This window comes from Pseudomonas sp. ABa2 (assembly GCF_056676075.1).
The window spans coordinates 4,840,751-4,853,154 of record NZ_CM155239.1 but is presented as its reverse complement, the minus strand read 5'-3'; the positions used below and the strand labels follow the sequence as shown (position 1 = coordinate 4,853,154).

The window sequence follows — 12,404 nt, the reverse complement described above, 5'->3', positions numbered from 1 at the left end:
GATCGCGCTTAGCGGCGGCGTTGCCCTTCGGCCACCGTCCAGTCCACCAGCTCCTGGGCCAGGCGATCGCCAGCCTGGCCGAAGGCGGCGACCACCGCCGGTACCGAGCTATCGCTGGCCGGCTGGGTCGCGCTGAAGCGGCGGCTGGCGAGGATGCGCTGGTCGCGCGCATCGACCAGGCGCACGTCGAGCTGGATCAGCGCCTCGGGCCGCTCGCCCTGGTACTGGCTGTGGAAGGCGCGCAGCTCGCTGACCAGTTCCAGGTCGGCCTGCAGGCGCTGCGCGTCGCTGCTCAGCGCGCGGATGCGGCCGTCGTCGTGGAAGGCGTCGAGCAGGCGCGCCTGCAGCAGCTGTGGGGTGCGCTCGCTCCAGCGCACGCCCTGGTAAGTGTTGACCCGCTCCGGCTCGGGCAGCACGACGATGCGCGTGCCGTCGAGCAGCTGATTGCTGCTGGGACTATTGATCCGCAGCGCCCAGTCGACCCGTTGAGTCTGGGCCGGCAGTTGCGCCGCCGGCAGCAGGTAGACGTCCAGCGGCTCGCTCTGCGGCAGGATCGAGCAGGCGCCGAGCAGGCCGGCGGCCAGCAGCAGGGGCAGAGGCTTCATGGTTGGAACTCCTTGATGCTGTCGTTGCGCAGCAGGTAGCCGGTGGGGTCCCGTTCCAGGCGCTGGGAGAAGCTGCGCAGGGCGCCGAGGGTGTCGCGCAGCTCGCCGATCGCCGGGCCCAGTTCGCCGAGGCCCTGCAGGCCGCTGTCCAGCGCGCTGCGGTTGCTTTCCAGCAACTGCTCGATGCTGCGGCTGCTGCGCTCCAGCGAGGCCATCAGGCGCTCGGCGTTGTCCAGGGCCTGGCTGCCATGGCCGTCGAGCAGGCGGTTGGCCGTGCGCATCAGTTCGGCCGCCTCGCGGGTGGCGGCACCGGCCTGCTGCAGGGCGGCGCTGAGTTCGTCGCGCTGGTCGGCGAGGCCGGCGCTGGCCTGTTCCAGGTTGTCCAGGGTGCGCGCCACGCGCTCGGCGTTCTCCCGCGAGAGCATGCGGTTGGCGCGGTTGAGCAGGCGGGTGATGTTGACCACCAGGTCCTCGCCGTTGGCCATCAGCCGGGACAGCGGCGAGCGGTCGGCGATGATGATGCCCGGTTGGCCGTCCTCGCCTCGCAGCGGCGGGCTCTCCGGGCTGCCGCCGTGCAGCTGGATCACCGCCAGGCCGGTGATGCCGGTGATCGACAGGCGCGCGCGGGTGTCCTGCTTGATCGGCGTGTGGCCGACGATGCGGATGCGTGCGCGCACGGTGCGCGGGTCGTCCGGGTCGAGGCCGAGGCTGATCACGTCGCCGACCTTGATCCCGCTGTACTGCACCGCGCTGCCCTGCGACAGGCCGCTGACCGCCTCGTTGAAGATCACCTCGTAATCGGTGAAGGCGCGCTCGGCGCCGGCCTTGTTCAGCCACAGGGCGAACAGCAGCGCGGCGCCCAGCGTGAGCACGGTGAACAGGCCGATCAGCACGTGATGGGCTCTGGGTTCCATTCATCCACTCCCTGCCGCGGTGGCGGCCTGTGCGGCCGCGCGTCCACGCGGGCCGTGAAAATATTGCTGAATCCAGGCGTCGTCGGTGGCGGCCACCACCTCCAGGCGGTCGGCCACCAGCACCTTCTTCTGCGCCAGCACGGCGACCCGATCGCAGATGCTGTAGAGCGTATCCAGATCATGGGTGACCAGAAACACGCTCAGGCCCAGGCTGTCGCAGAGGGTGCGGATCAGCTGGTCGAAGGCCGCCGCGCCGATGGGATCGAGGCCGGCGGTGGGCTCGTCGAGAAACAGGATGTCCGGGTCCAGCGCCAGGGCGCGGGCCAGGGCGGCGCGCTTGACCATGCCGCCGGACAGCGAACTGGGGTATTTGTCGGCGGCGTCCTGCGGCAGGCCGGCGAGGGCGATCTTGACCCGCGCCAGGCGCTCGGCGGCGGCGCGCGACAGGCCGGCGTGCTCGATCAGCGGCAGGGCGATGTTTTCGCTGACGGTCAGCGAGGAGAACAGCGCGCCACGCTGGTAGAGCACGCCGAAGCGCCGCTCCAGCTGCGAGCGGCGCTCGGCTGGCAGGCTCAGCAGCTCTTCGCCGAACACCCGCACGGTGCCGGCATCGGGCTGGCGCAGGCCGACGATGCTGCGCAGCAGCACCGACTTGCCGGTGCCCGAGCCGCCGACCACGCCGAGGATCTCGCCGCGATAGAGGTCGAAATCCAGGTGCTGGTGCACCACCTGGCTGCCGAACCGGTTGCACAGCTCGCGCACTTCGATGACGGTCTCGCGGCTCACCAGCCCATCTCCATCAGAAACAGCGCGGCGAGGGCGTCAAGCAGGATCACCACGAAGATCGACTGAACCACCGCCGAGGTGGTGTGCTCGCCCACCGACTGCGCGCTGCCGCTGACCTTGAAGCCCTCCAGGCAACCGATCAGGGCGATCAGGAAGGCGAAGATCGGCGCCTTCAGCAGGCCGACCAGAAAGTGCCGCAGCAGGTCGCTGTCGTGCAGGATCGACAGGTACATGGTCGGCGAGATGTCCAGGCTCAGGGCGCAGACCAGGGCGCCGCCGAGCATGCCGCTGAGCATGGCGATAAAGGTCAGGATCGGCAGGGCGATGAGCATGGCGAACACCCGCGGCAGCACCAGCAGCTCCACCGGGCTCAGGCCCAGGGTGCGGATGGCGTCGATCTCCTCGTTGGCCTTCATCGAGCCGATCTGCGCGGTGAAGGCGCTGGCGGTGCGCCCGGCCATGAGGATGGCGGTAAGCAGCACGCCGAACTCGCGGAGGAAGGAGTAGGCCACCAGGTTGACCGTGTAGATGCTGGCGCCGAACTCGGCGAGGATGGTGGCGCCGAGAAAGGCCACCACGGCGCCGACCAGGAAGGTCAGCAGGGCGACTATGGGCACCGCGTTGAGCCCGCACTGCTCCAGGTGCGCGGCCAGCGAGGTCAGGCGCCAGCGCGTCGGGCGCAGGGCGATGGCGAGCATGCTGGCCAGGGTCAGGCCCATAAAGCCCAGCAGCGCCCGGCCCTGGTGCCACAGGCCCTCGACCACCTCGCCGATATGCCCGAGCACCTCGCGCAGCACCGAGGGCGCAGGCGGCGGTTGCGTCTGGCGGCTGCCGGCCATGGCATCGGCCACCGCCAGCAGCAGGGCGCGGCGCTGCGCGCTGAGTTCGGCCTGCTGCGCCAGCTGGCGCAGACGCGCGCTGCCGAGCAGCTCCAGCAGCAGCGCGGCGCCGGCGGTGTCCAGCGCCGCCAGCTCGCCCAGGTCGACGGGCGTCTCGGCCGCCAGGCGCTCGCGCAGCGCCAGCACCTGGGGTTCGAGGCGGCTGTAGTGGGCCAGCGTCCAGTCGCCGCCGATGCGCAGGCCGGTGGCGGCATCCGTGGGGCTGCTCTGGGACGGGGTCAGGTAGGGCCGGGTCATGGCCCACAGCTTAGCCTTGCCCGGGCTCGCCCGGCCAGTGGCGCGCGGCGAGCGCGCATACAGGCAGTTGCAGGTCGAGTTCAGACAATCGCGCTGCGGGTTGCGGCCCTAGGCTGGGCGGGCTTTGTCATCCGTCTCAAGGAGCTCCCATGCAACCTATCACCGTATTGCGCGACACCCAGCCCGTTCCCGTGCTCGACGCCTGCAAGTGGCAGCGTCTGGACGGCGAGCCGCACACCGTCAACCTCAACGCCTACACCTCGGAAGACGGCAAGAAGATCATGGGCACCTGGATCTGCACCCCGGGCAAGTGGCGGGTGGCCTACGACAAGTGGGAGTACTGCCACTTCCAGGAGGGCTACTGCATCATCACCCCGGACGGCCAGGAACCGATCCACCTGCGCGCCGGCGACATCTTCATCGTCGAGCCGGGCATGTGCGGCACCTGGGAGGTGGTGGAGACGGTGCGCAAGTATTTCGTCTTCGCCTGAGCCGGCAACACCAAAGATCGGCTGACAGCACGATGGGCTAAGGTAAAGCTCTGTCACCCATAGTGCAGGGCGAGCCCCCATGTCCATCGAACACCTGGATGTCCTGATCGTCGGCGCCGGCCTGTCCGGGGTCGGCGCCGCCTGTCACCTCAAGCGCCTGTGCCCGGGCAAGCGCGTCGCCGTCCTCGAAGGACGCGAGGCGCTGGGCGGCACCTGGGACCTGTTTCGCTACCCGGGCATCCGTTCCGACTCGGACATGTACACCCTGGGCTACAACTTCAAGCCCTGGAGCGACCCGCAGGCCATTGCCGACGGTCCGGCGATCCGCCGCTATATCGAGGACACCGCGCGCGAGCACGGCGTCGACCGGCTGATCCGCTACCGCCACCGCGTGCTCGAGGCCGACTGGTGCAGCGCCAGCGCCACCTGGCAACTGCTGGTGCAGCGCGGCGACGAGGCCGAACCGCTGCGTATGAGCTGCCAGTTCCTGATGATGTGTACTGGCTACTACCGTTACGAGGCCGGCTACACCCCGGATTTCGCCGGGCGCGAGGATTTCCAGGGCAGCTTCATCCACCCGCAGCTATGGCCGCAGGACTTCGATTACGCCGGCAAGCGCGTGCTGGTGATCGGCAGCGGCGCCACCGCGGTGACCCTGGTGCCGGCGCTGGCCGAGCGCGCCGCGCAGGTGACCATGTTGCAGCGCTCGCCCAGCTACGTGATCAACCTGCCGCAGCGCGATGGCCTGTCCAACGCCCTGCGCCGGGTGCTGCCGGAAACCTGGGTGTACCGTCTGGCGCGCGGGCGCAACGTGAGCCTGCAGCTGCTGTTCTACAAGCTGGCCAAGGCCTGCCCCAACCTGGTCCGCCGGCTGTTGCTGGGGCTGGTGCGGCGCCAGCTCGGCGCCGGTTTCGACATGCGCCATTTCAGCCCCTCGTACAAACCCTGGGATCAGCGCGTCTGCGCGGTGCCGGACGGCGACCTGTTCCGCGTGCTGCGTCAGGGCAGGGCGACGGTGGTCACCGCCGAGATCGAGCGCTTCACCGCCGGCGGCGTGCGGCTGAAGAGCGGTGAGGAGCTGCCCGCCGACGTCATCGTCAGCGCCACCGGCCTGCAGCTGCAGCTGTTCGGCGGCATCGCGGTGCGCGTCGACGGCGCGCCCTTCGAGGCGCCGCGCAGCATGGGCTATCGCGGCATCATGCTGCGCGACCTGCCCAACCTGGCGGTGATACTGGGTTACACCAACGCCAGCTGGACGCTCAAGGCGGACCTGTCCAGCGAATACTTCTGCCGCCTGATCCGCCACCTGGATGCCATCGGCATGCGCCAGGCGACCCCGCGCGATAGCACGGGCGACGTACGCCCGGCCCCCTTTCTCGACCTCAAGTCCGGCTATATCGAGCGCGCCGCCCACCTGCTGCCGGCGCAGGGCGACCGCGCGCCGTGGAAGCTGCACCAGAACTACGCTCTCGACTTGGCGCTGCTACGCTACGGCAAGCTGGAGGACGGCTACCTGCAGTTTTCCCAGCCGAGCGCCGCGCAGGACGAGGCGTTGGCGCCTTCCTGAACGGCGCCGTCCATGGCGATTTTCCTACAGCGACTGACGCCGTTTAGCGGCTTAACGGCCTGGCACTGCGCCACTACACTTTTGTCGACTGTGTCACGGATGAACCTAGCGGCGTCATAGCACTTTGCCTTGCGCCAAACCCGCCTGAGAAGGACCCGGCCATGAAGGAACAGCGTCACCTGCCCGCCCTGCGCGCCCATATCGAGCAACTGCTGAACAAGGGCTGGGTCATTGCCAGCCGCAGCCCGCTGACCCTGCAGAACGGTCACCGCTGCTACCTGGTATCCCACGGCATGCTGATCAGCGAGTCCGCCGGCCGGGCCGCCTGAGCCGTCCCGCGCATTTTTCCCAACCGCTGCGCCGCCTTCCCCCCTTGGCGCGGCGGGGCTTTTGGTTACCGGATATTGCATCCGCTGCCCGCCCGTTCGCCTCTGCGCCTCCCTGAACAGGGGCCTGTAGCCCTTTCGCCTCCCCCTGCACCTGCCCTTCCGCGCCCGGCAACGCCTTGGTCTGCGTGGCGTCTGTGCCTATAACGAACGGACTGCGTTCGTCCCGTCACAGAGGAGCCACGCCATGCCCAGTCGCCGCCGCTTTCTCCAGCACAGCGCCAGCCTCGCCGCGCTGACCGCGTTGACGCCCTGGCTGCCCGCCGGCGCATTCGCCGCCGCCAGCCTGTCGCAGCGCCAGATTCCCAGCAGCGGCGAGCTGCTGCCGGTGATCGGCCTGGGCACTTCGCGCACCCACGACGTGGCCCTGAGCGAGGCGGCGCTGGCGCCGCTGCGCGAGGTGCTGCGGACCCTGGTCAACGGCGGCGCCAGCCTGATCGACACCGCGCCCAGCTACGGCCGCGCCGAGGCGGTGTGCGGCGCGCTGGCGGCCGAGGACGGCCTGCGGCGCAAGCTGTTTCTCGCCACCAAGGTGTCCTCCACCGGGCGATCTGCCGGCGAGCGCCAGCTGGCGGCCAGCTTCGCCGCGCTCAAGACCGACACCCTCGACCTGGTGCAGGTGCACAACCTGCAGGACACCGCCACCCAGCTCGGCCTGCTGCGCGAGCTGAAGCAGCAGGGGCGGGTGCGCTATATCGGCATCACCCACTATCTCGACTCGGCCCACGAGCGCCTGCTCGAGGTGCTGCGCCGCGAACCGGTGGATTTCGTCCAGTTCAACTACTCCATCGGCGAGCGCAACGCCGAGCGCGAGCTGCTGCCTTACTGCGCCGACAAGGGCATCGCCACCCTGATCAACCGCCCCTTCCAGCGCGCCGCCCTGTTCGACCGGGTGCGCGGCCAGGCGCTGCCGGACTGGGCCGCGGTGGAGCTGGACGCCAGCTCCTGGGCGCAGCTGATGCTCAAGTACATCCTCGCCCACCCGGCGGTGACCGCGGTGATTCCGGCCACCTCCAACCCGCGCTACATGGCCGACAACCTGCTGGCCGGCCAGGGCCGCCTGCCCGACGCGGCGCAGCGTAAGCGCATCGCCGAGCTGTTCGCCTGAGATGACGGCGCTCGAGCGGCGCCTGGCGCGGGCGATCAATGCCGAGGCGCAGGAGCTGGTCGCGGTGCTGGCCGGCTTCGCCCTGTTCTTCTGCCTGTTCGCCGGCTACTTCATGTTGCGGCCGATTCGCGAAGCCATGGGCATCGCCGGCGGGGTAGAGAACCTGCAGTGGCTGTTCAGCGCCACCTTCGTCGCCATGCTGCTGGCGGTGCCGCTGCTGGCCTGGCTCAACTCCAGGGTGCCGCGCATCCATTTCATCGACTGGGTGTACGGCTTCTTCGGCCTCAATCTGCTGGTTTTCGTCCTGCTGTTTCGCCTCGATCACGACAGCGTCTGGCTGGCGCGGGTGTTCTATGTGTGGATCTCGGTCTACAACCTGTTCGTCATCTCGGTGGCCTGGAGCCTGATGGCCGACGTGTTCGACGGCGCCCAGGCGCGCCGGCTGTTCGCTTTTATCGCCGCCGGGGCCAGCGTCGGCGGGCTGTGCGGCCCTTTGCTGAGCGCGCTGCTGATCGGCGCGCTGGGCGAGGCCGGGCTGATGTTGCTGGCCGCCCTGCTGCTCGGCGCGGCCATGGCGCTCAAGCGCTACCTGATGGCCTGGCGCGCACGCGCCGGCGCCGGGCGCCCCGGCGCGACGCCCAGCGAAAGCCCGCGGCGGCCGGTGCCGGGCAATCCCTTCAGCGGTCTGACCCGGGTGCTGGGCTCGCGCTATCTGCTGGGCATCGCCGCTTTCGTCCTGCTGCTGACCTCGGTCAGCACCTTCCTCTACTTCGAGCAGGCGCGTCTGGTGGCCGAATTGTTCCCGGATCGCGCCGCCCAGGTGCGGGTGTTCGGCGTGATCGATTTCCTCGTGCAGGCCGGCGCGCTGACCGCGCAGCTGTTCGTCACCGGGCGGGTGGCGCAGCGGCTCGGCGTGCGCGCGCTGCTGTCCGCCGTGCCGGCGCTGGTGTGCCTGGGTTTTCTCGGCCTGGCGCTGGCGCCGACCTTCGCCGTGCTGGCGGCGCTGATGATAGTGCGGCGCATCGGCGAGTACGCCTTCGTCCGGCCGGGGCGCGAGATGCTCTTCGCCCCGCTGGACGCCGAGAGCAAATACAAGGCGAAGAACTTTATCGACACCGTGGTCTATCGCGGCGGCGATGCCCTGAGCGGCTGGGCCAAGGCCGGGCTGGACCTGCTCGGCCACGGCGCCTGGCTGGTGGCGCTGGTCGGCGCGCTGTGCGCCGCGCTATGGAGCGCGCTCGGCTGGTACCTGGGCAGCCGCGCGGATCGCCAGGTTGGTGCCGAGCGCAGCGGGCGGTGGTGATGGCGTCGGCGCCGTTGGGCTTGGTCGCGGGCTCCTCAGCCCAACCTACTCGGCCAGCGCGAGGATTTCCTCGATCAGCCACTGCAGCGCGGCGTCGCGCTGACGTTGCGCCAGGCTGACGATCTCCAGGTGGAAGGGGCCCAAGGCGAAGGGCAGGTCGAACAGCTCAAGCGGCAGCAAGGTGGCGAAATGCCGGGCCAGGGCGGTGGGCAGCACCACCGCCAGCTCGCTGCCGGCGACTATGTGCGCCGCCTGCAGGTAGTTCGGCGTGGTGTAGAAGATCTGCCGCGACAGGCCCTGTTCGCCCAGCCACTGATCGACCATGCCGCGGGTCTGCCCGCCATGCACCCAGAGGTGACGCAGGCGCAGGAAAGTCTCCAGATCCAGGCTGCCCTGGCGCAGCCGCGGATGCTCGCGGCGCACCGCCAGCTTGAGCGTCTCGCTCATCCAGTGACGGCGGGCGAAACGCGCCGGCATCTCGTCGAAACGGCCCAGCACCAGGTCCAGCTCGCCCTTGTCCAGCGCCTCCATCGGCAGGCTGGGGCTGAGGTGGCGGATGTCGATGCCGATGCCCGGCGCCTTCTGGCTGAGACGGTCGAGCAGGCGCGGCATGCACACCAGCTCGACGTAATCGGTGACGGCGATGCGAAAGCGCTGACGGCTCTCGCCCGGCTCGAAGGCCTCGCCGGCGCTCAGGCTCTGCTCCAGCTGACGCAGCGCGCTGCGGATCGGCGCCTCCAGCGCCAGCGCCCGCGGCGTCGGCTGCATGCGCCGGCCGACGCGCACCAGCAGCGGATCGCCGAGCAGTTCGCGCAGACGCCCCAGGGCATTGCTCACCGCCGGCTGGCTCAGCGCCAGGCGTTCGGCGGCGCGCGAGACGTTCTGTTCGCGCAGCAGGGCGTCGAGCACGCGCAGCAGGTTGAGATCGAAGTTGGTGAAATTCATCTACTGAATACGTCGTATCACAAGACTAAATTTCAAAAATAGTAGCGGCTTGCTTATGGTGACCCAAGCTTTTTCCTGCGTACCCGAGAGGAACAACAATGACTCAAGTCGTCTCGCCGCTTCGCTGTGCCGCCGTGATCGGCGCCGGCACCATGGGCCGCGGCATCGTCATCAGCCTGGCCAACGCCGGCCTGCGCGTGCTGTGGCTGGACAACAACCCGCAGATGGTCGAGCAGGGCCTGGCGATGGCCGCAGACACCTGGGCGCACAACGTCGCCAAGGGCCGCATCGATGCGGCCGAGGCCGCAGCGCGGCGGGCGCGTGTCGAGGCGGTGGACGGCTACGCGGCGCTGGCCGATGCCGACCTGGTGATCGAGGCGGTGTACGAGAATCTCGAGCTCAAGCAACGCATCTTCCGCGAGCTGGACGGGCTGATGAAGCCCCGCGCCATCCTCGCCAGCAACACCTCGGCGCTGGATATCGACGCCATCGCCGCCGTCACCGCGCGGCCGGAGGCGGTGCTGGGCCTGCATTTCTTCAGCCCGGCGCACATCATGAAGCTGCTGGAGATCGTGCGCGGCGGCAAGACCGCGCCGGTCGTGCTGCAGGCCGCGCAGGAGCTGGGCGCGCGTATGGGCAAGGTGGCGGTGGTGGCCGGCAACTGCCACGGCTTTATCGGCAACCGCATGCTGCACACCTACGTGCGCGAGGCGCGCCTGCTGCTGCTCGAGGGCGCCTGGCCGCAGCAGGTGGATGCGGCGCTGCAGGGCTTCGGCTTCGCCATGGGGCCGTTTCGCATGTACGACGTGGTCGGCATCGACCTGGAATGGCGCGCCCGCGAGCTGGCCGGCCGGGGCCAGGACGACCCGGCGGTGCAGGTGGACAACCGCCTGTGCGAGCTGGGCCGCTTCGGCCAGAAGAGCGGCCAGGGCTATTACCGCTACGCACCCGGCAGCCGGCAGGCCGAGCACGATCCGCAAGTGGACGCGCTGGTGCAGGCCGAGGCCGAACGCCTGGGCTTCACCCGCCGCGATATCGGCACCGAGGAAATTCTCGAGCGCTGCCTGCTGGCGCTGGTCAACGAGGGGGCGAAGATTCTCGAAGAGAACATCGCCGCCAACAGCCGCGACATCGATCTGGTCTATCTGAACGGCTACGGCTTTCCTGCCGAGCGCGGCGGACCAATGGCCTGGGCCGACGGCGAGGGTGTCGCGGCGATTCATCGGCGCCTGCTGCAACTGACCGAGCGTTTCGGCGCGCACTGGCAGCCGGCGGCGCTGATCGAGCGGCTGGTCAGTCAGAACAAGCGATTCTCCGACGTACAGGAGGGCCGGGTATGAGCTATCAGGCGCCATTGCGCGATATGCGCTTCGTGCTGCACGAACTGTTCGACGCCGCCGGCCACTGCGAGCGCCTGGGCAACGGCCTGGATCGCGAGCTGATCGACGGCGTGCTGGAAGAGGCCGCGGCCTTCGCCGCGGGCGAGGTCGCGCCGCTCAATCGCAACAGCGACGAGGAGGGCTGCCGCCTGGAGAATGGTCAGGTCAGCACGCCCAAGGGCTTTGCCGAGGCCTACCGGCAATACGTGGACAACGGCTGGGCGAGCATGACCGGGCCGGTGGAGTACGGCGGCCAGGGCTTTCCGCAACTGGTGGCCTTCGCCTTCCACGAGATGCTGATGGGTGCCTCGCTGTCCTTCCGCGTCTACTCCGGGCTGACCGAGGGCGCCGTGCTGGCGTTGCACAAGCATGGCAGCGAAACGCTGAAGCAGCAGTACCTCGGCAAGCTGGTCAGCGGCCAGTGGACCGGCACCATGTGCCTGACCGAGCCGCAGGCCGGCACCGACCTGGCCCTGCTGCGCACCCGCGCCGAGCCGCAGGCCGACGGCAGCTACAAGGTCAGCGGCAGCAAGATCTTTATCAGCGGCGGCGAGCAGGATTTCTCCGAGAACATCGTCCACCTGGTGCTGGCGCGCCTGCCCGATGCGCCTGCTGGCGTGAAGGGCATTTCGCTGCTGCTGGTGCCGAAATTTATCGCCGCCGCCGATGGTACGCCTGGCGAACGCAATAGCCTGTCGTGCGGGGCCATCGAGCACAAGATGGGCATCAAGGGGGCCTCCACCTGCGTGATGAACTTCGACGGCGCCACCGGCTGGCTGGTGGGCGAGGCCAACCAGGGCCTGGCCTGCATGTTCACCATGATGAACGACGCGCGCTTTCAGGTCGGCCTGCAGGGCCTCGGCATTGGCGAGGCGGCCTACCAGGGTGCGTTGCGCTACGCCCGTGAACGCCTGCAGTCGCGTGGTCTGGCGGGCGTGCAAGCGCCGGACAAGGCGGCCGATCCGATCATCGTTCATCCCGACGTGCGGCGCATGCTGCTGACGCAGAAGACCCTGGTCGAGGGCTGCCGCATGCTCGCCGCCTACACCGCGCGCCAGCTCGACCTGGAGCACGGCGCCGAGTCGGCCGAGGCGCGTAAGGCCGCCGGCAAGCGCGCGGCGCTGCTAATCCCCATGGTCAAGGCGTTCTTCACCGACATGGGCCAGGAAGTGGCCAGCCATGGCGTGCAGGTCTACGGCGGGCACGGCTTTATCCGCGAGTGGGGCATGGAGCAGCTGATGCGCGATAGCCGCATCACACAGCTCTACGAAGGCACCAACGGCATCCAGGCGCTGGACTATATCCGCCGCAAGCTGCTGGGCGACGGCGGTGCCGAATTGAGCGCGCTGCAGGCCGAATTTAGCGCGCTGTGCGATGCCCAGGCCACGCGCCCGGCGCTGAAGGGAATGGCGACCGTCGTGCAGGGCCGTCTGGGCGAATGGCGCGAGCTGAGCACGGAAGTGCTAGCCGCCTGCCAGCGCGACCCACAGGAGATCGGTGCCACTTCGGTGGATTTTCTCCAGTACTCGGCCTACGTGCTGCTCGCCGGTTTCTGGCTGCAGGCCGCGGCGCGGGCGCAGGATGCGCTGGAGGCAGGTAGCGGCGAGGCGGCGTTCTACCAGGCCAAGCTGCACAGTGCCGAGTTCTACCTGCGCCGCGTGCTGCCGCGCGCCAGTGCGCACCGCGAAGCCCTGCTGGGCGGCGCGCAGTGCCTGATGGCCATGGATGAGGACAGTTTCGCGTTCTAACGCGGGTTATTGGTGTGCCGTGCGCACCGAAGGAAA

12 protein-coding genes are annotated in these 12,404 nt (G+C 69.1%); 7 read left to right on the top strand and 5 right to left on the bottom strand.

Annotated elements, in window-relative coordinates:
* Positions 1–8: 8 nt before the first annotated feature.
* Genes AC1G9C_RS23400 through AC1G9C_RS23385 form a run of 4 tightly spaced genes read right to left on the bottom strand, consistent with a single transcriptional unit; the run spans position 9 to position 3,441 of the window.
* A complete protein-coding gene (locus AC1G9C_RS23400) occupies positions 9–605 on the bottom strand; it encodes an ABC-type transport auxiliary lipoprotein family protein (protein ID WP_122109315.1) in 597 nt (198 codons plus the stop codon).
* Positions 602–1,519, bottom strand: coding sequence for an MlaD family protein (locus AC1G9C_RS23395; protein ID WP_480408941.1), 918 nt, complete (start codon positions 1,517–1,519; stop codon positions 602–604). The genes AC1G9C_RS23400 and AC1G9C_RS23395 overlap by 4 nt, the downstream gene beginning before the upstream one ends.
* Positions 1,520–2,305: an ABC transporter ATP-binding protein gene (locus tag AC1G9C_RS23390; protein WP_480408940.1), complete on the bottom strand. Its 786-nt coding sequence runs from the start codon at positions 2,303–2,305 to the stop codon at positions 1,520–1,522.
* Positions 2,302–3,441 (bottom strand): MlaE family ABC transporter permease, encoded by a 1,140-nt coding sequence (locus tag AC1G9C_RS23385; RefSeq protein ID WP_480408939.1) that lies wholly within the window; start codon positions 3,439–3,441, stop codon positions 2,302–2,304. Before AC1G9C_RS23385 ends, AC1G9C_RS23390 begins: the two co-directional genes overlap by 4 nt.
* Before the next feature lie 149 nt (positions 3,442–3,590).
* Here AC1G9C_RS23385 and AC1G9C_RS23380 point away from each other — a divergent pair, with 149 nt between their 5' ends.
* The 5 genes from AC1G9C_RS23380 (at position 3,591) to AC1G9C_RS23360 (ending at position 8,296) form a co-directional block, all read left to right on the top strand.
* Positions 3,591–3,932: a cupin domain-containing protein gene (locus AC1G9C_RS23380; protein WP_021444215.1), complete on the top strand. Its 342-nt coding sequence runs from the start codon at positions 3,591–3,593 to the stop codon at positions 3,930–3,932.
* Positions 3,933–4,011: 79 nt separating this feature from the next.
* Positions 4,012–5,499 (top strand): flavin-containing monooxygenase, encoded by a 1,488-nt coding sequence (locus AC1G9C_RS23375; RefSeq protein ID WP_480408938.1) that lies wholly within the window; start codon positions 4,012–4,014, stop codon positions 5,497–5,499.
* A gap of 161 nt (positions 5,500–5,660) precedes the next feature.
* On the top strand, positions 5,661–5,828 hold the full coding sequence (locus AC1G9C_RS23370) for a hypothetical protein (protein WP_480408937.1): 168 nt from the start codon (positions 5,661–5,663) through the stop codon (positions 5,826–5,828).
* Between the two features lie 244 nt (positions 5,829–6,072).
* The gene (locus AC1G9C_RS23365) at positions 6,073–6,993 is read left to right on the top strand and encodes an aldo/keto reductase (RefSeq protein WP_480408936.1); all 921 of its coding nucleotides are present in this window, start codon (positions 6,073–6,075) and stop codon (positions 6,991–6,993) included.
* A 1-nt stretch (position 6,994) separates the two neighbouring features.
* On the top strand, positions 6,995–8,296 hold the full coding sequence (locus tag AC1G9C_RS23360; RefSeq protein ID WP_480408935.1) for an NTP/NDP exchange transporter: 1,302 nt from the start codon (positions 6,995–6,997) through the stop codon (positions 8,294–8,296).
* 45 nt (positions 8,297–8,341) lie between these two features.
* On the opposite strand, the gene AC1G9C_RS23355 is transcribed toward AC1G9C_RS23360, so the two are convergent.
* A complete protein-coding gene (locus AC1G9C_RS23355) occupies positions 8,342–9,241 on the bottom strand; it encodes a LysR family transcriptional regulator (RefSeq protein WP_480408934.1) in 900 nt (299 codons plus the stop codon).
* A gap of 98 nt (positions 9,242–9,339) precedes the next feature.
* On the opposite strand from AC1G9C_RS23355, the gene AC1G9C_RS23350 reads away from it, so the two are divergent.
* Both AC1G9C_RS23350 and AC1G9C_RS23345 read left to right on the top strand, forming a co-directional pair.
* Complete coding sequence (locus AC1G9C_RS23350) at positions 9,340–10,581, top strand: 3-hydroxyacyl-CoA dehydrogenase (protein ID WP_480408933.1); 1,242 nt, start codon at positions 9,340–9,342, stop codon at positions 10,579–10,581.
* Positions 10,578–12,368: an acyl-CoA dehydrogenase C-terminal domain-containing protein gene (locus AC1G9C_RS23345; protein WP_480408932.1), complete on the top strand. Its 1,791-nt coding sequence runs from the start codon at positions 10,578–10,580 to the stop codon at positions 12,366–12,368. The genes AC1G9C_RS23350 and AC1G9C_RS23345 overlap by 4 nt, the downstream gene beginning before the upstream one ends.
* Positions 12,369–12,404 lie beyond the last annotated feature (36 nt).

What these genes read in the sequence shown, in the direction of transcription:
- AC1G9C_RS23400 (WP_122109315.1), bottom strand. Translation starts at nt 605, where the DNA reads ATGAAGCCTCTGCCCCTGCTGCTGGCCGCCGGCCTGCTCGGCGCCTGC.
- AC1G9C_RS23395 (WP_480408941.1), bottom strand. Translation starts at nt 1,519, where the DNA reads ATGGAACCCAGAGCCCATCACGTGCTGATCGGCCTGTTCACCGTGCTC.
- AC1G9C_RS23385 (WP_480408939.1), bottom strand. Translation starts at nt 3,441, where the DNA reads ATGACCCGGCCCTACCTGACCCCGTCCCAGAGCAGCCCCACGGATGCC.
- AC1G9C_RS23380 (WP_021444215.1), top strand. Translation starts at nt 3,591, where the DNA reads ATGCAACCTATCACCGTATTGCGCGACACCCAGCCCGTTCCCGTGCTC.
- AC1G9C_RS23375 (WP_480408938.1), top strand. Translation starts at nt 4,012, where the DNA reads ATGTCCATCGAACACCTGGATGTCCTGATCGTCGGCGCCGGCCTGTCC.
- AC1G9C_RS23370 (WP_480408937.1), top strand. Translation starts at nt 5,661, where the DNA reads ATGAAGGAACAGCGTCACCTGCCCGCCCTGCGCGCCCATATCGAGCAA.
- AC1G9C_RS23365 (WP_480408936.1), top strand. Translation starts at nt 6,073, where the DNA reads ATGCCCAGTCGCCGCCGCTTTCTCCAGCACAGCGCCAGCCTCGCCGCG.
- AC1G9C_RS23360 (WP_480408935.1), top strand. Translation starts at nt 6,995, where the DNA reads ATGACGGCGCTCGAGCGGCGCCTGGCGCGGGCGATCAATGCCGAGGCG.
- AC1G9C_RS23355 (WP_480408934.1), bottom strand. Translation starts at nt 9,241, where the DNA reads ATGAATTTCACCAACTTCGATCTCAACCTGCTGCGCGTGCTCGACGCC.
- AC1G9C_RS23350 (WP_480408933.1), top strand. Translation starts at nt 9,340, where the DNA reads ATGACTCAAGTCGTCTCGCCGCTTCGCTGTGCCGCCGTGATCGGCGCC.
- AC1G9C_RS23345 (WP_480408932.1), top strand. Translation starts at nt 10,578, where the DNA reads ATGAGCTATCAGGCGCCATTGCGCGATATGCGCTTCGTGCTGCACGAA.